Raw genomic sequence first — 20,641 nt, 5'->3', positions numbered from 1 at the left:
AGGGTCGTTCGTTGTTCAGCATCACCGTCCGCGATCACCTGATGATCGCCCACAGCTTTCGCGGAGAGGTCTTCGGGCCCGCGCAACGCCTGCACGGAGCGACCTTTCTCGTGGACGCCACCTTCCGCAGGCCCGAACTCGACGCGGACAACATCGTCGTCGACATCGGGCTGGCCACCCAGGAGCTCAACGCGGTGGTCGCAGCGCTGAACTACCGCAATCTCGATGACGAGCCCGATTTCGCCGGCATCAACACCAGCACGGAATTCGTGGCCAAGGTGATCGCCGACCGTCTCGCCGACCGGGTGCGGGCGGGGGCACTGGGCGAGGGCGCCCACGGCCTGACCGGGCTCACGGTCACCCTGCACGAGTCCCACATCGCCTGGGCGAGTTACGAGCGCGGCCTATGAACCGAGCCCACACCCGCACGGTGCACTTCGTCATGCCCGGCGGCGTCGACGACCCGGCCGCGCCTAGCGGCGGCAATGTCTACGACCGCCGTGTGTGCCGGGACCTGCCCGCCGTCGGCTGGCAGGTCCGCGAACACGCCGTCGTGGGCACCTGGCCGCAGCCCGGAGCCACCGCTCGCGCCGAACTCTCCCGTGTCCTGGCGGAGGCGGAGGACGGCAGTGCGGTACTCCTCGACGGACTCGTCGCCTGCGCCGTTCCCGACATCGTCGTCCGGGAGGCCGGGCGGCTGCGCCTGGCCGTCCTCGTACACCTGCCGCTCGGTGACGAGACGGGACTCGCGCCCGCACGGGCCGCCGACCTGGACGCCCTGGAGCGGGACACACTGCGCGCCGTGCCGGTGGTCGTGGCGACCAGCCACTGGGCGGCCCGCCGGCTCGTGGCCCACCACCGGATCGCCTCGGAGCGGGTCCATGTCGCCGCGCCCGGCGCCGACATCGCGCCTCCGGCTCCCGGCACCGACGGCGCGTCGAGGCTGCTCTGCGTCGCCGCGGTCACCCCGCGAAAAGGGCAGTACCGGCTGGTAAAGGCACTTGCCGGCCTCACCGATCTGCCCTGGACCTGCACATGTGTCGGTGGTCTCGGCCACGACCGGGGCTATGTCGCAGGACTGAGAGAGCTGATCGAGGAGTCCGGACTCGGCGACCGGGTCCATCTCACTGGGGCACTGCCCAAAGAGGAGCTCGACGCGAGCTATGCCTGTGCCGACCTCATGGTGCTTCCCTCGTACGCGGAGACCTACGGCATGGCCGTGACCGAGGCGCTCGCGCGCGGGATTCCCGTCCTGGCCAGTGCCGTCGGCGGACTCCCGGAGGCCGTCGGACGCGCGCCGGACGGCAGTGTGCCAGGCATCCTCGTACCGTCGGACGACCCGGCGGCACTCCCCGCCGCCCTGCGCCGCTGGCTCGGTGAACCCGGTCTGCGCCGCAGGCTGAAGGCGGCAGCCGACGACCGGCGCGCCGCACTGGACGGGTGGGCAACCACCGCACGCAATCTCGCCGGTGCGCTGGAGCACCTCCGAAGCGAACCCCGGAGGGCCGCATGAACAAGACCGAAGCGCCTCGTTACGCCCCGGAGTGGCTGGAGCTGCGGGAGGGCGCCGACGCGGCTGCCCGCGCCCTCGGCCTCCTCGACCCGCTCCAGCAGTGGCTGTCCGCCCAGGAGGAGGCCGAGGAGACCCAGGGGCGGCGGGGCAGGCGGATGGTGATCCACGACCTCGGCTGCGGCACCGGGTCGATGGGACGCTGGCTCGCGCCCCGGCTGAACGGCCCCCAGCACTGGATCCTGCACGACCGCGACCCCGCTCTGCTTGACCTGGCAGCCGTGCGGACGCCGAGCGCGGCCGGCGACGGCAGCGCCGTGACGGTCGCCACGCAGCGCGGTGACATCGCCCGCATGACCGCGAAACGGCTGGCCGGGGCCTCGCTGTTGACGGCGTCCGCCCTGCTGGACGTGCTCACCCGCGACGAGGTGGACGCACTCGCCGCGGCCTGCGCGGAGGCAGCCTGCCCCGCCCTGCTGGCGCTTTCCGTGGTGGGCCGGGTCGAGCTGACACCGGCAGAGCCGATGGATGCCGAGATCGCCGAGGCGTTCAACGCCCACCAGCGCCGCAACGGCCTGCTCGGACCCGACGCCGTCTCCGTGGCCTCCGTGGCCTTCGCGCGGCAGGGGGCGACGGTACGGGCCGAGTCCAGCGCGTGGCGGCTCGGCGCCGACGACTCGACGCTGACGGTGGAGTGGCTGCGGGGCTGGGTCGGCGCCGCCTGTGAACAGCGCCCGGATCTGGCGCGCCGCGCCGACTCCTATCTGCTGCGCCGCCTGGCGGCCTGCGCGTCGGGCGAGTTGCGGGTGGTGGTGCATCACAGCGATCTGCTGGCGCTGCCACGCAAGGCGGGCGGGTCCTCATGAGCGGACGTACGCGGGCCCGCATCGGGACCTCGGCCGGAGCGGCCATTCTCGCGGTGCTGGTGTGGCGTCTGGGGACCGGCGCGTTCCTGGACGGGCTGAGCAGGATCGACGGCCCCACTCTTCTGGGCGCGCTCGGGCTCGGCCTGCTCACCACCGTGTTCAGCGCCTGGCGCTGGCAGCTCGTCGCCCGCGGCCTGGGCATCCGGCTCCCGCTGGGCGCTGCCGTCGCCGACTACTACCGCGCTCTGTTCCTGAACGCGGCGCTGCCCGGCGGCGTCCTCGGGGATGTGCACCGCGCGGTTCGGCACGGACAGAGCACCGGTGACGTCGGCCGTGGAGTGAGGGCCGTCGTTCTCGAACGGACCGCCGGCCAGGTGGTCCTGATCGCGGTCGGAGTAACGGTCCTGCTCGCCGAGCCGTCCCCGGCTCCGGCACAGACCCGCGCCCTCGCCACCTCGCCGGGGATCGCGGTCACCGTCGCCGTGCTCGGCGCGCTGATGATCGTGTTCGCCGTCCGGCTGGGCAGGAAGAACGACGCCACGCGCTGGCAGCGGGCGGCACGCTCCGTGCTGGCCGAGGCGCGCCTCGGGCTGCTCTCCCGCGACAGCTGGCCGGGAGTGGTGCTCTCCTCCGTCGTGGTGCTCGCAGGACACATAGGAACGTTCCTGCTCGCCGCCCGCGCCGCGGGGTCCACGGAACCGGTCGCCGAGCTCGTCCCCCTGATGGTGCTGGCGCTGCTGGCCATGGCGCTGCCCCTGAACGTCGGCGGCTGGGGCCCGCGAGAAGGGGTCACCGCGTGGGCCTTCGGCGCGGCCGGCCTGGGCGCCGCCCAGGGCCTGACCGTCGCCGTCGTCTACGGAGTGCTCGCCTTCGCCGCGAGTCTGCCCGGCGCCGTGGTGCTCGCCGGGCAGTGGCTCGCCCGGCTACGGAGCCCGCAGCTCCAGCTCGAAGAGCGTGTCCTCGCCGAGAGCGGCGCGTCGCACCGGCGGACGGAGCGCGTCGCGCATCACCGGTTGCCCGGGGAAACGAAGTCCGGGGACGCCGTCGCCGATCAGGACCGGCGCCACGGTGACGTACAGCCGGTGCAGCGCACCCTCGTGCAGGAAGCGCGACACGGTGACACCGCCGCCCTCGATCAGCACCCGGCCCAGACCCTTCTGCGCCAGCGCCCGCACCAGATGTCCCGGAGCGAAGTCGTCCTCCGGGAGCTCCAGGACGTCGACGCCGTCCGGCACGGGCATGCCGTGCTCGCTGCCCACGCCCACCACCCACAGAGTCGGGGCTGAACCATCGGTGAACACCTGACGCCGCAGCGGTACGCGGCCCTTCGGATCGAGGACGACACGCACCGGGTTGTCACCCGGACAGGCCCTTACGGTCAGTTGGGGGTCGTCCGCGACGGCGGTTCCGGCGCCCACGACCACCGCGTCGGCGAGCGCCCGCAGCCGGTGCAGATGGAGGCGGTCCTCCTCGCCGGTGACAAAGTCCGCGTCGCCGGTTCGGGTGGCGATGAAGCCGTCCAGGCTCTGCCCGAGTTGGGCGAACGTGAGGAGCGGGCCGGCCAGGCACAGGGGCAGATAGCGCTCGGCGAGCAGCTGTGCCTCGGTCGACGCGTCCTCGCCCCAGCGCAGTCCTCCGTTCGCGCGCGGGACCAGGCCGGCGGCCTCGGCGTCCGCCTCGGAGCGGACAGTGCGGAGCCGCTCCCACGCCTCTTCCGCGTCAAGTACCGCGCTGCGGCCGGTCATCGGGTCTCCCGCGAGGTGAGCAGCGAGACGTACTCGCCGAAGGAATCGACAAGTGAGGCAAGCATGTGTTTTCCCTTCTCGGCGGACGCCATGGAAGGGCGGCCGATCACACCGGACTCCGTGTACGCCGCCATACCGAGCGTGAGCAGATGCTTACGCTCGTCGGCAAGGAAGTCGGACGTTTCATAACCGGGTCGGACAAGTTCGGGGTGGGCATGCAAAAGGATGGATGTTTCCACTTCGCCCGCGTGCATATCACTGGGCGAGGGCGTCTGTACGCCGGCCCGCGTCCGGGCGGCGTCCCAGTCGGCCGGGCCGGGGAAAAGCGCCATGGGCATCGCTGCGCCGACAGATTCCTGAACCACATTGCGCAGTACGTAATTTCCGCCGTGTCCATTGACAAGAATCAGGGCGCGGACACCGGAAGCATGCAGCGAATCGGCGATGTCCCGCACGACCAGGTGGAGGGTGGCGGCGGAAATGCTCACGGTACCGGGCCAGGCCGCGTGCTCGTGGGAGCAGGAGATCGTCACCGGCGGAAGCAGGTTGACCGGATGGGCGGCGGCGGCCTCCCCGGCGATGGTGCAGGCGACGACCGTGTCGGTCACCAAGGGGAGAAACGTTCCGTGCTGCTCGAAGCTGCCGATGGGGAGGACGGCGACCTCGGCCCGCCGCTCCCTTACGTCCCGTGTCGAGTCCCAGGGCAACAGGCTCGGCGCCTGTGTCGTTTCCGAACCGCTCATGTCTTTCGGGCCTTTCGTCGTCCGCTCCGTGCACCCACGGTCGAACGTGATGAATCGGACAGCCAGTTGATGTCCGGGCTAAGTTCCTCAACCATTTTCGCTCACTCTTCAGTGAGCCTGCCATATAGGATCGGGTCATGACAGAAAGTGATGGTGCGTTCGGCGGTCGTGTTCGTCCATCAGGTGTCGAACGAGTGGTGGATGTGCGACTGTCCACCATGCACGGCGATTTTCTCGCCATCGGCTACCTGGACCGCGAAAGCGCCGAGGAGCAAATGGTGCTTGTGTACGGCGATGTCGAGAGAGACGGTGCTCTTACACGCGTGCATTCGGAGTGTCTCACCGGAGATGTCTTCGGGTCCAAACATTGTGAATGCGGCGATCAGCTGGCCGCCACACTGGACACCATCGTGAAGGAAGGCCATGGCATTCTCGTCTATCTCCGGGGCCATGAGGGCCGGGGAATCGGGCTGCTGGCGAAGCTCAAGGCGATGAAGCTCCAGGCGGAGGGGATGGACACGGTCGAGGCGAACCTCGCCCTCGGGTTCCCCGCCGATCTGCGCGACTACCGGGTCGCGGCGGACATCCTGCACGACCTCGACGTGCCGTCCGTACGGCTGCTCTCGAACAACCCGCTCAAGCGCGAGGCCCTGCTGCGGCACGGCATCAAGGTCACCGAGCAGGTGCCTCTGCTGATCGCGCCGCGCGAGGAGAACCTCGCCTATCTGTGGACCAAGCGGGAACGCCTCGACCACTATCTGCCCCACCTCGACGGCGCGGTGGACTGAGGGCTGTCCCGTAATGCCGGGCGCGCGGCGGGGACTGCGGGACAGCCCTTGGGGCCTCTCGTCTGGATCTTGCCGGGCTGGAAAGACCCCAGGTCGTGTCCGCAACGTACCGCCTGGTCCGCGACGCCTTCGGGGCGGACGCCGGTACCTTGCGGACACTCCACTCCACTCGCGGAGCAGGCGTAGGTGCGCCGTCCCGCCATCTGGCGGCGCACCAGCTCATGGAGCCGGCCGCCCGGGTGCGCGAGCAGCTCGCCCGGCGTGCCCTGCTCCACGATCCTGCCCTCGTCCATGACGATCACGCGGTCGGCGTCCAGCACGGTGGACAGCCGGTGCGCGATCACCAGGCGGCATCGCGGGCGGAGAGGCGATCTCCGGCGGTCAGAGTGCTCCGCGGCCATTCCCACCCGGCTCTCAGGAACGGCAGCTGATCTGGCAGCCAGGCTCACTCCGCCCGGCATCCTCCGGGTGGACCGGCTGGAGAACCTGGCCGCATCCTCCGGCGTCGAGCCGCCCCTCGACGGGGAACCCGTCGGCCTCCTGGTGCAAGTACGTCACCACCCCCGGCGAGGAGCCGGCCGCCGCGCTGGGCGACGTGCCGGGTGGCGCGATCAGCTCGGCCCGCCGCACCGTATTCGCGGTGGCCGACCTTCGACCCACCATGGCGGGCCCGTGGAAGAGTGATGCCATGGGCTACGCCGCGCACCTGCACCGCGAGATCCGGTCCTTCGAATCCGCGGCCCGGCTCACGGCCGGTGCCAAAGCAGCGCCCCTGATCCCGAGCTGCCCCGGCTGGTCGGCGTCCGATCTGATGCTGCATCTCGGCGGAGTGCACCGATATGTGACCCTGCTCCTGCAGGAGCTGCCCGCCGAGCAGCCCGACCCCGCGGACATCTTCTACCTCGGGCTTCCCGCGGACATCGACGGCTGGCCGAGGCCCGAACACGCCCCGAACCGCGGGCCGCTGCCCACGGGCCTGCTCGACTGGTTCGCCGCCGGTGCCGCCCTGCTTGTCTCGCACTTCAGGAGCAGCGATCCGCGGACCGAGGTGTGGACCTGGTCGGGGGACCGGTCGGTCGGGTTCTGGCTCCGGATCCAGGCCATCGAGGCGGCCGTGCACCGCTGGGACATGGAAGGCGCGCTCGGAGCGGCCCGCCCTGTCGACGGGGAACTGGCCGCGGACGCCGTCGGGCACTTCATCGAGGTCATGATGCCCGCCAGCCGGTCCCGGAAGCCGTGCGCCCCCGGGGCGGGCGAGCGCTACCGCTTCCGCCGTACGGACGGACGCGGAGTGTGGACGGTGTACTTCGAAGGCGACGACGTACGCCTCGCAGGCGCTCCGGGCGAGCCGCGGCCCTCGGACGCGCCTCAGCTGCCGGGCGCTTCTGAGCCGTACGACGTCGAACTGTCCGGCACGGCCTCGGAGCTGATGCTGTTCCTCTGGGGGCGTATCCCCCGCGGACCGGCTACGGGTCGACGGCGACAAGGCGGTGCTCTGCCGGTACGCCTCCCTCGTCCCGCCCGTGTGACGCGTACCCGCGCCGTGGACCTCGTCGTCCCTAAGCAGCGGACACGGCGTCGACAAGCCGGGCCAACGCGTCGGCCAGTGCCCCGAGTCCTGGACCTGCCGGGCCGCCCGGCTCCTCCATGTAGAGATCCCGCCGGATCTCGATCATCAGCGCACTGACCCGAGGTTCGGTGCCGTGGAACCGCAGAGGCACATACACACCGGCGAAGGGACTGTCGAGCCCCGTAGCGCCGAATCCCGCGAAGGCTTCCCGCGCGGCGGCGAGCAGGTCCTCCGGCGTGTGGGAGGCGTCGGTGCCGAGACAGATCGGCGGACGCGGGCCGTCGCCGTGGAGTTCGTACGGCAGACGCATCGTCGGATACGAGTGGACGTCGAGGACGACCGCGCGCCCGGCGGCTTCCAGCCGTTCGGCCACGGCCATGGTCATCGCCTCGGCATAGGGACGGAACCATCGGTCGATCAACGGCTGATGATCGACGTCCGCCGGGCGGAGCGGCTCGCGGTGCGTGGTGTGCGTGTAGACGGCGCCCATGCCGACGGCGAGCATCTCCTCGCGGTCGTCGGGAAAACGTTCAGGGTCGGTCACCAGGCGGGAGAGCCCGTTGACGAACTGCCAGGGACGCACCGACGAGGCGGCAGCGGCCATGGCCGCGAGCTCGGCCGTATGGCCGTCGGTGATGTGGCCGAGCTCTGCCGCGAGCGCGGGATCGTCCAGCAGGATCCCGTCTCGTACCGAGGCGGGAATCACCCGCGAGGAGTGAGGGACGTGCAGCAGCACCGGCGACGCATCGGCCCCGGCGAGGAGGTGGAAGGGCTCATGGGCGGTGTCGACGACTGCTCTCCTTCGTTTCCGTGCGCCGGCCTCGGACCACCACGATGCCATGGGCTGACCCGTAATCCCCACCGGGCGCCCGACGCCGGCTACGGCGCCTCGCTGTGTTGTCGGGCTCATCCGAATACGCCCAGTAGAGGCCGGGGCCGACGTGCGGTGCGTCGGCGCGGAGTGCGCCGGGGGTGCGCTGCCGTCACGACCACCGCGCCGACCGCCGCCGCGGCCGTCAGCGCCGACAGGGCGTGCCTGCGCAGCAGGAGAGATCTGTCCGTCGGGCGCATGGGCCGGGTCCTTCGTGGGGGTCCGGGCTCCGCGAGCCCCGGAGAGTGAATGCAGGCGCGCGTTGTTGTAGGACCATTCGCTCCGGGCGCGGGGAGCGCTGTCGAGCGTGCGGCCGGCCCTCACCTGCGGCGAACTCCCCACAGCCGGCCATGACTTGCTTGCCCGTGGACCGCCCTCCTGCGAGGATCACATGATCGAAGAATTGTGATTTCTGAGCATCCAGGGAGTCTCGTATGAGCGGGAACGAGCCGGCCGTCCCCAGGGTCGACACCAGCAAGCCGCACCCGGCCCGGGTGTACGACTGGTTCCTGGGAGGCAAGGACAACTACCCGGTCGACGAGGAACTGGGCCGCCACATCATGAGCATCGACAACCGTGCCAAGCATGTCGCCCAGACCAACCGCTGGTTCATGCAACGCGTCACACGCTGGCTGGCCGGCCAGGCGGGCGTACGGCAGTACCTCGACATCGGCACCGGCATCCCCACCGAGCCCAATCTTCACCAGATAGCCCAGGGCGTCGCACCCGAGTCCCGGATCGTCTACGCCGACAACGACCCGATCGTGCTCACCCATGCCGAGGCGCTGCTGCGCAGCACACCCGAAGGCGTCACCGACTACATCCAGGCCGATGTGCGCGAGCCCGGACGCATCCTCGGACAGGCACGGAAGATCCTGGACTTCAAGCAGCCGATCGCGCTCTCGCTGGTGGCGCTGCTGCACTTCGTGGGGGACGACGACCGTCCCTGCGACCTGGTCGGCGCCCTGGTGGACGCCCTGCCCTCAGGCAGCTATCTCGTACTGTCGCAGCTCACCGCGGACTTCGACCCGCAGGCCGTCCAGCGCGGCGTCGAGATGTACGCGGCGGGCGGAGTCACGCTCGCACCGCGGTCGCATGCCGAGGTCGGCCGCTTCTTCGAGGGGCTGGACGTGGAGGAGCCCGGCATCGTACGGCTCACGCAGTGGCACCCGGAGCTCGGTGTCGACGAGGTGGCGGAGGGGGACGAAGCCGCCTCGCTGTACGCGGGGGTGGCCCGTAAGCCGTAGGGGGAGTGCGTCGCGCGGCGACGGGCGCCTGCTCTCAGGAACCGGTCGGCCCGGCCAGCCCGGCCCGCCGGAAGTGCATGACCGGGCAGGCGACCGCCACACAGGCCGAGACGTCCGCGCCGTCCGCCGATTCGGCTGCGGGGAACACCGCCCGGACCTCCTTGCCGTGCGTGGGTGCCCGGTCTATCTGCAGGGCGCCGCCCGCCTCGCGGGCGAGGCTGTCGACGATCATCAGCCCGCGCCCGCAGTCCCGTCCGGGATCGGCATCGGACGGCGGCTGCGGGAGGAACGGGTGCTCGTCGTGCACGGCCAGCGTCAGTGTCGTCCCGGTCCGGGTCAGCGTCACCGTGGTCCTGGCCGCGTGCGGTGCGGCGTGCCGTACGACATTGCCGACCAGTTCCGAGATCACCAGCGCGGCCGTCTGCAGCCCGTCCTCGTGCAGTCCCCACTCCCGCAGCACGCGGGCCGCCCTTCTGCGGGCGAGCGGAACCTCGGCGGCTGCCGCGGGCACGGTGAAGGCGTAGAGCGACACGCCGTGCCCGGGCGTGCGGCGGGAGGCCGGGATGCGCGGTGCGCGGGTGTCGCACCGCGCCGCGGGCGGGTTCGAGACGGTGGTTCGCATGGCGATTCCCGATCGGTTGCTCGGCAGGGTTGCCGGCCCTCTGACCAGCGGCGTGCTGCGCTGCGTACACCGCTGTAAACGATCGGTTCCGAAAATGCGGGGACAGGAATGAGCCGACCGTTGTTCGACATTGCCGAACCCTAATCGGACTTCAACGAGGAGACAAGGGTCACCTCGCCGCAAATGCCGCGCTCTGCCCTGTGGTGTTCCGGCACGGTACTCGCCTCATCGCCCTGGATCGGCTTCACGGAGCGCCCTGCCGAGCCCCCCGCATCGACGCGGTGCGCCAAGATTTCACCGCCGGGCGGGCCGGACCGGACGCGGTGCGGGGGCCCGGCGGGCAGAAGCGGTCGGACGGGCGGAGCGCCGGGCTGAGCGGTCGGACGGGCCGGCCGGGGCCCGATCCGATGCGTGGCGGTCAGCCGAGGAGTGTCGGTGCCGCCCGTTCCAGGACCCCGGACACCCGCTCCCACGTCTCCATGTCCCGCTCCACGGGCGGGAGTTCGACCGCACCCTCACCCTGCCAGCCGCCCGCCAGCGCCACCGGGTCCTCACCCGTGGTGGCTCCGGCCGCGAGGGCCGCCGCGCCGAGGGCGACCAGTTCGCCGCTCCCCGGGATCAGCAGGGGCCGTCCGGAGAGACGGCGAACGGTCTCCACCCAGTGCCGGCCCTTCGCTCCGCCCCCGACCAGCCGCAACGGGCGGGTGGCGGCATCGGCGTCCGCGGGGTCGAGGCCGCAGGCGCGCAGCACCTCGTCAAGGGCGCGCAATACGGTGACGACCGCGCCTTCGTAGGCGGCGCCGAGGAGTTGCTGCCGGGTCGTGGTGTGGCGCAGGCCGGTCAGCAGGCCCGAGGCGCCGGGCAGATCAGGGGTGCGCTCCCCGTCGAGATACGGCAGCAGCACGACCTCGCCGCCCGCCTCGGCGGCGTCGCGGCCGAGGCCCAGCAGAGCCGCGACCTTGTCGACGGCGAGGGTGCAGTTCAGGGTGCAGGCCAGCGGGAGGAAGGTGCCGTCGGCGGCGGCGAATCCGGCGAGCGCCGGTGAGGCGGGCCGGGTGCGGCTGGCCGCGAAGACCGTGCCCGAGGTGCCGAGGCTGAGGACCGGGTGATCGAGGAGGCCCGCGCCGCCCAGCCCGAGGCCGACCGCCGCCGCCATGTTGTCGCCGGTGCCGGCGGCGACGGCGATGCCCGCCGGCAGCCCGAGGTCGGCCGCAGCCGTGGCGGTCAGTGAGCCGATGCGGACGGCACCGGTGGCGGCCACCGGCGGTAGCAGGTCGCCGTCCAGCCCGGTGAGGTCGAGGAGCTGGGGGTCGTACGCCCCGGTGGCCGTGGAGTACCAGCAGGTGCCCGAGGCGTCGCCCGGGTCTGTGGCGGCGATCCCCGCCAGCCGTTCGGTGAGGAAGTCGTGCGGGAGACGGACAGCCGCCGCCGCTTTCGCCGCCCAGGGCTCGTGCTCGCGCAGCCACTGCCACTTGGCGGCCGTCATGGCGGCGACCGGCACCGATCCCGTACGGGCCGTCCAGGCGTCCGGGCCTCCGAGCGCCTCGGTCAGCGCGGCGGCCTGCGGGGCCGAGCGGGTGTCGTTCCACAGCAGTGCGGGTCTCACCGGGATCCCGGCACGATCGAGGACCACCAGGCCGTGCTGCTGGCCGGCTACCGCGATGCCGACGACGGCGGAGGTGGGCACGCCCGACTCCTTGAGCCCGTTCGCGACGGCCTCGCGCAGTGCGCGCCACCACACCTCGGGGTCGCTCTCGCGCGCGCCGGCTTCGCCGGTGACCTGATGCGGGGCCCTGCCGACCGCGAGCATGCGGCCGGTGGCCACGTCGACGAAAGCCGCCTTGGCCGACTGGGTCGAGCTGTCCACGCCGATGACGACCGGCTCCACGGGCATTGCTCCACCTCTCCCTCCCGGCCTATTTGGCCGTCCGACGAACAAATTACGTCAAGCAGTCTCGGGCGAACAGGTGTTGAGGGGCTTCTGTCGTACGCTGAAGCTGTGCATTATTAGTAAGGTCAGAAAACAAATCGTGGATTGAAGGCGGTCAGCGCAATGACGGAAGGCTTCACCCCCACCCCTGAGGACAAGTTCAGCTTCGGTCTCTGGACGGTCGGCTGGCAGGGAAGGGACCCGTTCGGGGACGCGACACGCCCGGCCCTGGATCCGGTCGAGTCCGTTCAGCGGCTCGCGGAGCTCGGTGCGTACGGTGTGACCTTCCACGACGACGACCTGATCCCCTTCGGCGCCTCCGAGCCGGAGCGGGAGTCGCGCATCAAGCACTTCCGGCAAGCGCTGGACAGGACCGGCCTGGTGGTCCCGATGGCCACCACCAACCTCTTCACCCACCCCGTCTTCAAGGACGGCGGCTTCACCGCCAACGACCGGGACGTGCGCCGGTACGCGCTGCGCAAGACCATCCGCAACATCGACCTCGCCGCCGAGCTCGGGGCCCGCGTCTACGTCGCATGGGGTGGCCGGGAGGGCGCGGAGTCGGGCGCGGCAAAGGATGTGCGCACCGCCCTGGAGCGGATGAAGGAGGCCTTCGACCTGCTGGGGGAGTACGTCACCGAGCAGGGGTACGACCTGCGGTTCGCCATCGAGCCCAAACCCAACGAGCCGCGCGGCGACATCCTGCTGCCGACCGTGGGGCACGCGCTGGCCTTCATCGAGCGCCTGGAGCGGCCCGAGCTGTACGGAGTCAACCCCGAGGTCGGCCACGAGCAGATGGCCGGGCTGAACTTCACGCACTCCATCGCCCAGGCGCTGTGGGCGGGCAAGCTGTTCCATATCGACCTCAACGGCCAGAACGGCATCAAGTACGACCAGGACCTGCGCTTCGGAGCGGGCGATCTGCGGTCCGCGTTCTGGCTGGTCGACCTGCTGGAGACCGCGGGGTACGAGGGGCCGCGGCACTTCGACTTCAAGCCGCCGAGGACGGAGGACTTCGACGGCGTGTGGGCGTCGGCGGCGGGCTGCATGCGCAACTATCTGATTCTGCGCGCACGTGCGGCGGCTTTCCGGGCGGACCCCGCGGTGCGCGAGGCGCTGAAGGTGGCGCGGCTCGACCAACTGCTGCTGCCCACGGCCGCGGACGGGCTGTCCGGGCTGCTGGCGGACCGCGGTGCGTACGAGGAGTTCGATGTGGAGGCGGCGGCGGAGCGCGGGATGGCGTTCGAGGTGCTCGACCAACTGGCGATGGAGCACTTGCTGGGGCTGCGCTGACGGGGTACGGGTGCTGGTGCCGGGGGCTCCCCCGGGACCGCCGGTCCGGGTCTGCCGGACCGGCCCGACGTCGTCAGCCCGCCGCCCGTACCGCGTATGTCACCGGGTCCGCCAGGACGTCCTGGACCACCAGTGCCGCCGCTCCGCGTGCCGCGTCCGCCGCCGGTGACGCGGCACGCAGCCGGCCGGCTTCCGTCGGCCAGAGTCCCGACACCACCCGGCCGGCCAGTTCGCCGCCCGCCGGGGGCGACAGCCACGGCAGCAGCGGCGGGTAGATCCCGCCGAGCACCACCGCATCCGGGTCGAAGAGGTTCACCGCCCCGGACAGCACCCGGCCGAGCATGAGCCCGGCCTGCCCCAGCGCCGCCACGGCACGCTTCTCGCCCTCCCGGGCGCGCCGCTCCAGCTCTGCCACCCCGCGCGCCCCGGTCCGCTCGTCGAGCCCCGCCTCCCGCAGCAGCGCCGACTGGCCCGCGTACTGCTCCAGGCAGCCCCGGGAGCCGCAACGGCACTCGGGGCCGTCCGGCGACACCACGACATGGCCGATCTCCCCGGCGAAACCGTGCGCGCCGCGCAGCAGTTCACCGTCGATCACCAGCGCACCGCCGACGCCGATCTCGCCCGTCAGGTACAGGAAGCTGCGCACGTCGCCCAGACCGCCGAACCACAGCTCCGCCAGCGCCGCCACATTGGCCTCGTTCTCCGAGCGCACCGGCAGGGCGGGCAGCGCGGGACGCAGCCCGGCCAGGGCGTCGGCGAACGGGCCCTCGGCCGTGACCCTGGTCCAGCCCAGATTGGGCGCGTACCGGACCGCACCCGACGAGACCAGGCCCGGGAGCGCCAACTGGACGCCGACCGGGTGCAGTTCCTGCTCGGCCGCCGATGTGAGGGCGCGCGCGGCTATCAGCGCCGCCCGCCCCAGAACCTGCTCGGGCGGCGCACCCCGGTTGTCCAGGTGCTCCACGAGCCGGACCCGGTCGGTGCCCGCCAGGTCCACCACGCAGACCGCGACATAGTCCACGTTGATCTCGACGCCGAGCCCCGCGACACCGGTTCGGGCCACCTTCAGCACCGTGCCGGGCCGGCCCGCCTGACCGCTGAACGTCTTGCCGGACTCCGTCAGGAACCCGCTCTCCATCAGCTGCTCGACCAGGGAGGAGATGGCCGCCCGGGTCAGCCCCACGCGCGCCGACACCCCCGCCCGGGTGACTTCGCCCGCGTCGCGCACCGCCCTCAGCACCAGGCTGAGGTTGTGCCGTCTCACCGTCTCCCGGTCGGCCTTGGGCTCCAGCGGTGCGTGGTGCCCGGGGCCGGGGAGCCTCACGCGTCCGCCGCAACGGTCTCGAACCGGCTCCGGAGCCCCTTCGCCCCGCGCGGCTCCTTGCCCCTCTCGACGGCCCGGCGCGCCAAGGGGCTCCGGCGAATTCTCACGGGATCGTTCATAGGGTGCCGCTCTCTGACCTGTCCGCGCTCCCGCGGGCTGCTTCGACGAGGGGGGAATGGCGCAGCGCGAGGGACATGCGTACCAGATCGCGTGGTCCTTCGGCTGCCTCGGAGGTGTAAGCCTGGGCCGAGCTTATGACTCTGCCCTCCGGGTCGGCCGCCCGGGCCCGCAGCGCCGCCGCGACCATCGCCGCGTCGGCGATCGCCCGCGCCTGCCGTGGATCGGCTCCCGCTACGACCGCGGCCGTGTGGGCGCTCGCCCTCAGGGCGGGGTCGAAGTAGGGGTCCAGATGGAGCATGCCGTCGTGAATGTCCGACTCGCGTTGGGTGACCCTGAGGTCGGGGGACGACCACAGCGAGATACGGACGGAGTGCGAGCCCTCGGGCACGACCGTGGACACCTCACGCCAGAGTGTGCCGAGCCGGCGGTAGGTGGCCCATGTTGTCCAGCTGTCCGCCAGCCGCTGGGCGACCAGCGGCAGAATGAAGCCGACCGCGCTCAGCAGCGCGCCCATGGAGGCCAGCGGCGGGGCGAGCAGAGTGCTGAGACCGTCCTGGTCGAGGCCCGCCCAGCGCGCGAACACGGCGGTGAACTTGCTGATGCCGTAGCCGAGGTTGAACAGCGAGCCGGCCACGATGATCACCAGGCCGGTCCGCAGCCAGCCGTGGACCTTGAGGGACCAGCGCCAGCACAGGGCGGTCGTGCCGACCCCGGCCACGGTGTGCGCGGTCAGGTAGAGGACGATCATTTCGCGGATGTACGGCGTCGTGGCGTAGTACGTGTCCAGGTCGCGCAGCCGCTCCACGGGCGCGTCGCCGAGCAGGAACAGTACGACGAGCGCGACGACCACCACGAGGTAGGCGATCACCCAGCGGCGGGAGATCTCCTGGGTCTGCTCGGGCGGTCCGCCGCGCCAGTTGACGAGCAGGACCAGGCAGGAGGCGCTGAACGCGCTCAGAATGCAGTAGACGAGCGGCGCGGAGAAGTTGGCCACGCCCGTGATGCGGTTGACCTCGGCGATCGTCGGCGGCGCGGCGAAGAAGAAGGTGGAGCCCGCGAGGAGGAGCAGCGCGCAGACGGAGCGCAGCAGCGGGTCACGCCAGTCGCGCAGCAGCCCGGGGAGCTTGAACACGAGTGCGATGCCCAGTGCGGCGGCTGGGATGTAGTAGTCCGGACCGTTCACGCATCAGCCCTGTGGACCGCGATATCCCAGGGACGCCTCGATCCGGCCGGCGAGTCCGTCCCGGCGGACGGGGCCGCGGCCCGTCGAACCGGGAAGCCAGGAGCGGCACTTGCTGCCGAGGAGCAGACCGAAGCTCTCCGCCTCGTTCTCCTCGGTCTGGTCGAAGTGGGTCCGGGCGGCGACCTTCAGCACGGTCGCCTGGAGGTCCGCCTCCGCCGAGAGCAGTCGGGCCGCGACGGCTGCGCCGTCGACGTGATGCGAGCAGTGGCCGGCCTTCATGTGCCACAGTTCATGGCCGAGAATAACCAACTGGTGGTCGGGCGCGGTGCGCTCCTCGACGACGATCAGATCCTGGTCCGTCATGTCGAGCCAGAGCCCGCTGGCCGTGCCGGGCGGGAAGGTGGCCATGCGGTACCGGACGGGTCGGCCGCGGCGCTTGCTCATTCCTTCGCACAGGGCGGCATAGAGATCGGCGGGCTCCGCCGGAGCGGGCAGGTCGATTCCGGCTACCAGCTCGCCGCACAGCCGACGCATCTGCTTGCCTATGCTCACCGTTCTCCTCTCCCCGTCAGCGGCCGGGCGCACACGTATGAGACCAACCCTGTCCTGAATCAGGGCTCCGTCGGTTTGACGCTCTCCAGGAGCATGTCGAGCCACTCGGTGACCTTGTCCCGGTGTTTGTCGGTGGGCAGTTGAGCCGCCCGCCAGGCGATGCCCCGTACGCCGTGGTCCTGCAGCAGCCGCTCCAGCGGGTCGCTCTCCCCGGCGTAGTCGTGCAGGAGGCGCTGCTCGGTCCGCTGGAGAGCGCCGTCGAGGGCGTCGGAGTCCTCGGCGGTGAGGAATCCGGCGTGGACCTTGAAGAACCTCTGAATGGCATCGCAGTGTTCCATGGTCGGCCGGCGGTCGCCGTTGATGAGCGCGCCCGCCTGCTGCCGTGACATGCCGGCGCCGTCGGCGATCTCCTGCTGGGTGTACCGGCGGCCGTTGGGCTTGAGCCGCGTTGTGCGCAGCAGGTCGAAGCGCTGGAGGAAGCGGGTCTGGAGGTCGGGTTCCCCGGCGGGCCTGCCGTCCAGCAGGGCGCTGACCACATCGGCGGGGACGCCCGACTCCTGGGAGAGCTGGTGTACGTCGAAGACCTCGCCGTGGCTCAGGCCGAGCCTGGCGGCCAGTTCGGCGACGCGGGCAACGGACGCCGCAACAGTGCCGGTGGCCGCCGGGTCCGGAACCAAGAAGCCGTCTGTCACCAGTAGGTCTCCTAGATCACGTGAGTCGCTCCGCACACAGTTGGGTGCCCGGAGATTAACCGTTTCAGTGGAGTACAGCCAGGTCTTGCCACAGCTGTGGCGAGATTTCGGCGATCAGCGACATGGAATGCCACGATAGTTGACATGGCCGCGTTTGCGGGAGCAGGATCGCCACGTGGTGTGAAGATCGAAAGAGCGCTCCCGCAGCGGGACTTCGAGAAGGGTGGCGTCCTCGATGACACATGAGGCAGGCGCTGAACGGCCTGGTGTCCAGGGGCGTCGAGGATGTGCGGGCACGGCCCGTGGCGCGCTCAGAGCGAGGCGGCTCACCGATGTCCTCAGACGACGCCGGGAGGAGCTCGGGCTCAGTGTGGAGGACGTCGCCGCGCGGCTGGACATCAGCACGGGCGCGTACGGCAACTGGGAGCGGACACCCGCCCAGGACTGGACCGACGAGACGCTCTGTGCGCTGGTCAAGGCGCTGGAGATGAGCGACCAGCAGGGCGGCTGGCTCTTCCGCCTCGCTGTCGACCGGGACCCGCCGTGCACCGGGGACCGCCCTGTCGGCGCCACCGCGCCCGCGTCCCCGCTGGGCCCGGCCCGGCCCTCGGGACCCGCGTTCCCGTCCGGACCCGCCCGTCCGTTCGCACCCGTCCCGGCGCCCGCGCTGCCTGCCCTGCCCGCGAGAGCGGCGAAGCCGTCGGACCCCGCTCTTCCCGCGGACCCCGAGATGCAGGCCTATCTGCGCGACTACGCCTCGATGATGGACTCCGTGCCGATGCCCTCCGTGCTGTTCGACCAGCGCTGGGACGTGGCGCACGCCAACCGCGCCTTCGAGGCGCTCTTCCACCGCGTCGGACCGCACCCCACGGCGATGCCGGATCAGAACTTCCTGAGGTTCGTCCTGTTCCATCCCGATGCGGGAACGGTTCTCGCCGACCGTGAGACGAGCTGGTGCCTGCCCCTGCTGGCCCAGCTCGACGCCGCCCTGGAGTGCTATCCCGAGGACGGTGTCCTTCAGGCCATTCGCGAGGACATCTCCGAGGATCCGATCATGGACGTCGCCTATCGGTGCGGACTGCCGCACTGGATGCGGGCGATGGGGGCCGCCGCCGTCCATCATGACGGGGCCGTACGGCCGTTGAACCACCCCGATCCCCGCTGGGGACGGACCGACTGCCGGATCGTGGACGAGACCCCCGGGACCCTGCAGGAGGGCGGGTTCACCCGGGTGACCTTGGTCCTGCGGGAGGGGCGGCCCGCCATCTCGCCGGACGTGCGGCGCGGCAAGTCGCATCTGAGAGCGGTCTAAGGGGGCTGAGAACACTGCGCGGCACCGGCCCCGCCGCGCAGCCTCCTCCCGCCCCCTGCACCCCAGCCCCTGCACCCCAGCCCCTGCGCCCCGGTCCCGCGTGGTGCGGCCTTCTCCCCGGCGCCGATCCGGGCGACCAGCCGAGACTTGAGGTGCCACGCGTAACGTGCCCGAACCCCCTGCGTCGTGCGGGGGGACGGGGGTCCGCCTCCGGGGGACGTTGCGACGGTGTTCCGGGAGTTCGTGTGGCTGCGCTCATCGAGGACTATGCACTGATCGGGGACATGCAGACCGCGGCCCTGATCGCCAGGGACGGTTCGGTCGACTGGTTCTGTCTGCCGCGCTTCGACTCGCCCGCGGTCTTCGCCGGGCTGCTCGGCACGGAGGACCACGGTTTCTGGCGGCTCGCACCGGCGGGCACCGCGGGCGACGGGGCAGCCACCCGCCGGCGCTACCGCGGCGACTCACTCGTCCTGGAATCCGAGTGGGACACCCCCGAGGGGACGGTCCGGCTGATCGATTTCATGCCGCCGCGGGGCGCCGGCCGCGGCCGTCCGGATGCCGCACCCGTTCTCGTACGAATGGTGGAGGGCGTCTCAGGGCGGGTCCGCATGAGTTCCTCACTGCGGATGCGGTTCAGCTACGGCCGTATCGTCCCCTGGGTCCAGCGCGAACACGGGCCCGGCGGCCGGGACAGGGTCGTCGCCGTCGCGGGACCCGACGCGCTCTGGCTGGATGCCGACGTCGACACGTACGGCAGCGATCTGACCACCCACGCGGCCTTCAGCGTCGGCGCGGGCGAGCGGGTCGCGCTCACGCTCAGCTGGCAGCCCTCCCACGGCGACGCGCCCCCGAGGCCGGACGCGGCCCGACTCCTCGCCCACACCGAGGACTTCTGGTCCCGGTGGACCGGCCAGTGCAGCTACGCGGGACCCTGGCGGGAGGCGGTGGTCCGTTCGCTGATCACCCTCAAGGCGCTCACCTACGCCCCGACCGGCGGCATCGTCGCCGCGCCCACCACGTCCCTGCCGGAGGAGATCGGCGGCGTACGCAACTGGGACTACCGCTACGCCTGGCTGCGCGATGCCGCCATGACACTCACCGCCCTCCTGCGGACCGGCTACCGGGACGAGGCGCGGCGCTGGCGCGAATGGCTGCTGCGGGCGGTGGCGGGGGACGCCCAGAACCTCCAGATCATGTACGGCGTCGCGGGTGAACGCGAGCTGCCCGAGGCCGAGCTGCCCTGGCTCCCGGGTTACGAGAAGTCCGGCCCGGTTCGCGTCGGCAACGGCGCGGCCAACCAGCTCCAGCTCGACGTCTACGGCGAAGTCGTCGACGCTCTGTGGCTCGGCCAGACCTCGGGACTCTCCCGCGACGACAGCACCCACATCCTCCAGATGAAGCTGATGAACCACCTGGAGTCCAACTGGCGCGAGCCCGACGAGGGGATCTGGGAAGTGCGCGGCCCACGCCGTGACTTCGTCCACTCCAAGGTGATGACCTGGGTCGCTGCCGACCGCACCGTGCGCAGGCTGAGCAGACTCCCGCTGGAGAGCCCGGTCGAGCGCTGGCGCGCCCTGCGCGACGAGATACACCGCGACGTCTGTGCCCACGGCTACGACCCGGAACGCAACACCTTCACGCAGTACTACGGCTCGCGCGAACTCGACGCCTCGCTTCTGCTCATTCCCCAGATGGGGTTTCTGCCGCCGGGCGACCCGCGGGTGGTGGGCACCATCGAGGCCGTCCAGCGGGAGCTGTGCGACGACGGCTTCGTGCGCCGGTACCCGGTCCCTGACAGCGGCACGGACACCGTCGGCGGCGACGGCCTGCCCGGCGGTGAGGGCGCCTTCCTCGCCTGCTCCTTCTGGCTGGCCCACGATCTGGCGCTGATCGGCCGTCGCGCCGAGGCCCGGGAGCTCTTCGAACGGCTGCTGGCGCTGCGCACCGATCTCGGCCTGCTCGCCGAGGAATGGGACACCGGGCGCGGCCGGCTGGTGGGTAATTTCCCGCAGGCTTTCAGCCATGTGCCTTTGATCGACACCGCACTTCGGCTCTCCTGAGCGCAGGCCGGCGGCCTGTTTCCCAAAGCGATGGCCGGCGTGTTCCTGGAGCGAGAGTCGACCGGAGTGGTGCAGGGTCGGCGCGCACCGGCAATTCAGCGCGCAAGGAGTGGGTCCATGTCGTCATTGCGAAGCTTCGTCCTGGTCAATGTGTTGCGCCCGGTGGGCAGGGCGCTCATCGCCTACGGGATGTTCTGGGTGTGGATCCCC

General features: G+C 71.2%; 19 protein-coding genes and 2 pseudogenes. 10 read left to right on the top strand and 11 right to left on the bottom strand.

The annotated features are described in order from the left end of the window. Nucleotides 1–11: 11 nt before the first annotated feature. The 4 genes and pseudogenes from OG293_RS05305 to OG293_RS05290 form a co-directional block, all read left to right on the top strand. On the top strand, nt 12–410 hold the full coding sequence (locus tag OG293_RS05305; protein ID WP_405997595.1) for a 6-pyruvoyl trahydropterin synthase family protein: 399 nt from the start codon (nt 12–14) through the stop codon (nt 408–410). Then, nucleotides 407–1,513: a glycosyltransferase family 4 protein gene (locus OG293_RS05300; protein WP_405997594.1), complete on the top strand. Its 1,107-nt coding sequence runs from the start codon at nt 407–409 to the stop codon at nt 1,511–1,513. The genes OG293_RS05305 and OG293_RS05300 overlap by 4 nt, the downstream gene beginning before the upstream one ends. Beyond that, a complete protein-coding gene (locus tag OG293_RS05295; RefSeq protein ID WP_405997593.1) occupies nt 1,510–2,376 on the top strand; it encodes a class I SAM-dependent methyltransferase in 867 nt (288 codons plus the stop codon). Before OG293_RS05300 ends, OG293_RS05295 begins: the two co-directional genes overlap by 4 nt. Then, a pseudogene (locus OG293_RS05290) lies at nt 2,373–3,308 on the top strand (lysylphosphatidylglycerol synthase transmembrane domain-containing protein); the annotation flags it as partial. The gene OG293_RS05295 and the pseudogene OG293_RS05290, both read left to right, overlap by 4 nt. Here OG293_RS05290 and OG293_RS05285 read toward each other — a convergent pair. Continuing rightward, nucleotides 3,300–4,121 (bottom strand): RibD family protein, encoded by an 822-nt coding sequence (locus OG293_RS05285; protein WP_405997592.1) that lies wholly within the window; start codon nt 4,119–4,121, stop codon nt 3,300–3,302. The pseudogene OG293_RS05290 and the gene OG293_RS05285 overlap by 9 nt on opposite strands. Beyond that, nucleotides 4,118–4,864, bottom strand: coding sequence for a creatininase family protein (locus tag OG293_RS05280; RefSeq protein ID WP_405997591.1), 747 nt, complete (start codon nt 4,862–4,864; stop codon nt 4,118–4,120). The genes OG293_RS05285 and OG293_RS05280 overlap by 4 nt, the downstream gene beginning before the upstream one ends. A 137-nt stretch (nt 4,865–5,001) precedes the next feature. On the opposite strand from OG293_RS05280, the gene ribA reads away from it, so the two are divergent. Beyond that, nucleotides 5,002–5,652, top strand: coding sequence for a GTP cyclohydrolase II (gene ribA, locus OG293_RS05275; protein WP_405997590.1), 651 nt, complete (start codon nt 5,002–5,004; stop codon nt 5,650–5,652). Here ribA and OG293_RS05270 read toward each other — a convergent pair. Further along, a complete protein-coding gene (locus OG293_RS05270) occupies nt 5,619–5,996 on the bottom strand; it encodes a hypothetical protein (RefSeq protein WP_406003849.1) in 378 nt (125 codons plus the stop codon). The genes ribA and OG293_RS05270 overlap by 34 nt on opposite strands. Before the next feature lie 317 nt (nt 5,997–6,313). Between OG293_RS05270 and OG293_RS05265 the strand changes: the two are divergent. Beyond that, nucleotides 6,314–7,078 (top strand): annotated as a pseudogene (locus tag OG293_RS05265) (maleylpyruvate isomerase family mycothiol-dependent enzyme); the annotation flags it as partial. A 133-nt stretch (nt 7,079–7,211) separates the two neighbouring features. On the opposite strand, the gene OG293_RS05260 reads toward OG293_RS05265, so the two are convergent. Further along, entirely contained in the window at nt 7,212–8,063 is an 852-nt protein-coding gene (locus tag OG293_RS05260) for an N-formylglutamate amidohydrolase (RefSeq protein WP_405997589.1), read from the bottom strand. A gap of 65 nt (nt 8,064–8,128) precedes the next feature. Further along, entirely contained in the window at nt 8,129–8,293 is a 165-nt protein-coding gene (locus tag OG293_RS05255; protein ID WP_405997588.1) for a hypothetical protein, read from the bottom strand. Between the two features lie 234 nt (nt 8,294–8,527). Between OG293_RS05255 and OG293_RS05250 the strand changes: the two genes are divergently transcribed. Beyond that, nucleotides 8,528–9,340, top strand: coding sequence for an SAM-dependent methyltransferase (locus tag OG293_RS05250; protein ID WP_405997587.1), 813 nt, complete (start codon nt 8,528–8,530; stop codon nt 9,338–9,340). Between the two features lie 34 nt (nt 9,341–9,374). Here the strand turns inward: OG293_RS05250 and OG293_RS05245 are convergent, their stop codons facing one another. Continuing rightward, nucleotides 9,375–9,962, bottom strand: coding sequence for an ATP-binding protein (locus OG293_RS05245; protein WP_405997586.1), 588 nt, complete (start codon nt 9,960–9,962; stop codon nt 9,375–9,377). A gap of 418 nt (nt 9,963–10,380) precedes the next feature. Further along, nucleotides 10,381–11,856: a xylulokinase gene (xylB, locus tag OG293_RS05240; protein WP_405997585.1), complete on the bottom strand. Its 1,476-nt coding sequence runs from the start codon at nt 11,854–11,856 to the stop codon at nt 10,381–10,383. A gap of 159 nt (nt 11,857–12,015) precedes the next feature. On the opposite strand from xylB, the gene xylA reads away from it, so the two are divergent. Further along, entirely contained in the window at nt 12,016–13,185 is a 1,170-nt protein-coding gene (gene xylA / locus OG293_RS05235) for a xylose isomerase (RefSeq protein WP_405997584.1), read from the top strand. A gap of 73 nt (nt 13,186–13,258) precedes the next feature. Here the strand turns inward: xylA and OG293_RS05230 are convergent, their stop codons facing one another. The 4 genes from OG293_RS05230 to OG293_RS05215 all read right to left on the bottom strand — a co-directional run bounded on the left by OG293_RS05230 (nt 13,259) and on the right by OG293_RS05215 (nt 17,056). After that, complete coding sequence (locus tag OG293_RS05230) at nt 13,259–14,509, bottom strand: ROK family protein (RefSeq protein ID WP_405997583.1); 1,251 nt, start codon at nt 14,507–14,509, stop codon at nt 13,259–13,261. A 115-nt stretch (nt 14,510–14,624) separates the two neighbouring features. Beyond that, nucleotides 14,625–15,812 carry an MAB_1171c family putative transporter gene (locus tag OG293_RS05225; protein ID WP_405997582.1) on the bottom strand — a complete coding sequence of 396 codons (1,188 nt, stop codon included), beginning with the start codon at nt 15,810–15,812 and terminating at the stop codon, nt 14,625–14,627. A gap of 3 nt (nt 15,813–15,815) precedes the next feature. Further along, nucleotides 15,816–16,346: a toxin-antitoxin system, toxin component gene (locus OG293_RS05220; protein WP_406003507.1), complete on the bottom strand. Its 531-nt coding sequence runs from the start codon at nt 16,344–16,346 to the stop codon at nt 15,816–15,818. A gap of 77 nt (nt 16,347–16,423) precedes the next feature. After that, nucleotides 16,424–17,056, bottom strand: a complete 633-nt coding sequence (locus OG293_RS05215) for a helix-turn-helix domain-containing protein (protein WP_405997581.1) — start codon at nt 17,054–17,056, stop codon at nt 16,424–16,426. A 370-nt stretch (nt 17,057–17,426) separates the two neighbouring features. Here OG293_RS05215 and OG293_RS05210 point away from each other — a divergent pair, with 370 nt between their 5' ends. Both OG293_RS05210 and OG293_RS05205 read left to right on the top strand, forming a co-directional pair. Then, nucleotides 17,427–18,368: a transcriptional regulator gene (locus OG293_RS05210; RefSeq protein ID WP_405997580.1), complete on the top strand. Its 942-nt coding sequence runs from the start codon at nt 17,427–17,429 to the stop codon at nt 18,366–18,368. A gap of 245 nt (nt 18,369–18,613) precedes the next feature. Next, nucleotides 18,614–20,431, top strand: coding sequence for a glycoside hydrolase family 15 protein (locus OG293_RS05205; RefSeq protein WP_405997579.1), 1,818 nt, complete (start codon nt 18,614–18,616; stop codon nt 20,429–20,431). Nucleotides 20,432–20,641 lie beyond the last annotated feature (210 nt).

Origin of the sequence: Streptomyces sp. NBC_00829 (genome assembly GCF_045161795.1) — a bacterium.
Classification (GTDB): Bacteria; Actinomycetota; Actinomycetes; order Streptomycetales; family Streptomycetaceae; genus Streptomyces.
Note: the sequence above shows the minus strand (reverse complement) of the source record. Positions and strands in the feature narration are given on the sequence as shown.

Coding starts and splice junctions, on each gene's coding strand:
- OG293_RS05245 (WP_405997586.1), bottom strand. CDS start 9,962: ATGCGAACCACCGTCTCGAACCCGCCCGCGGCGCGGTGCGACACCCGC.
- OG293_RS05255 (WP_405997588.1), bottom strand. CDS start 8,293: ATGCGCCCGACGGACAGATCTCTCCTGCTGCGCAGGCACGCCCTGTCG.
- ribA (WP_405997590.1), top strand. CDS start 5,002: ATGACAGAAAGTGATGGTGCGTTCGGCGGTCGTGTTCGTCCATCAGGT.
- OG293_RS05220 (WP_406003507.1), bottom strand. CDS start 16,346: ATGCGTCGGCTGTGCGGCGAGCTGGTAGCCGGAATCGACCTGCCCGCT.
- xylB (WP_405997585.1), bottom strand. CDS start 11,856: ATGCCCGTGGAGCCGGTCGTCATCGGCGTGGACAGCTCGACCCAGTCG.
- OG293_RS05280 (WP_405997591.1), bottom strand. CDS start 4,864: ATGAGCGGTTCGGAAACGACACAGGCGCCGAGCCTGTTGCCCTGGGAC.
- OG293_RS05260 (WP_405997589.1), bottom strand. CDS start 8,063: ATGGCATCGTGGTGGTCCGAGGCCGGCGCACGGAAACGAAGGAGAGCA.
- OG293_RS05250 (WP_405997587.1), top strand. CDS start 8,528: ATGAGCGGGAACGAGCCGGCCGTCCCCAGGGTCGACACCAGCAAGCCG.
- OG293_RS05295 (WP_405997593.1), top strand. CDS start 1,510: ATGAACAAGACCGAAGCGCCTCGTTACGCCCCGGAGTGGCTGGAGCTG.
- OG293_RS05300 (WP_405997594.1), top strand. CDS start 407: ATGAACCGAGCCCACACCCGCACGGTGCACTTCGTCATGCCCGGCGGC.
- xylA (WP_405997584.1), top strand. CDS start 12,016: ATGACGGAAGGCTTCACCCCCACCCCTGAGGACAAGTTCAGCTTCGGT.
- OG293_RS05285 (WP_405997592.1), bottom strand. CDS start 4,121: ATGACCGGCCGCAGCGCGGTACTTGACGCGGAAGAGGCGTGGGAGCGG.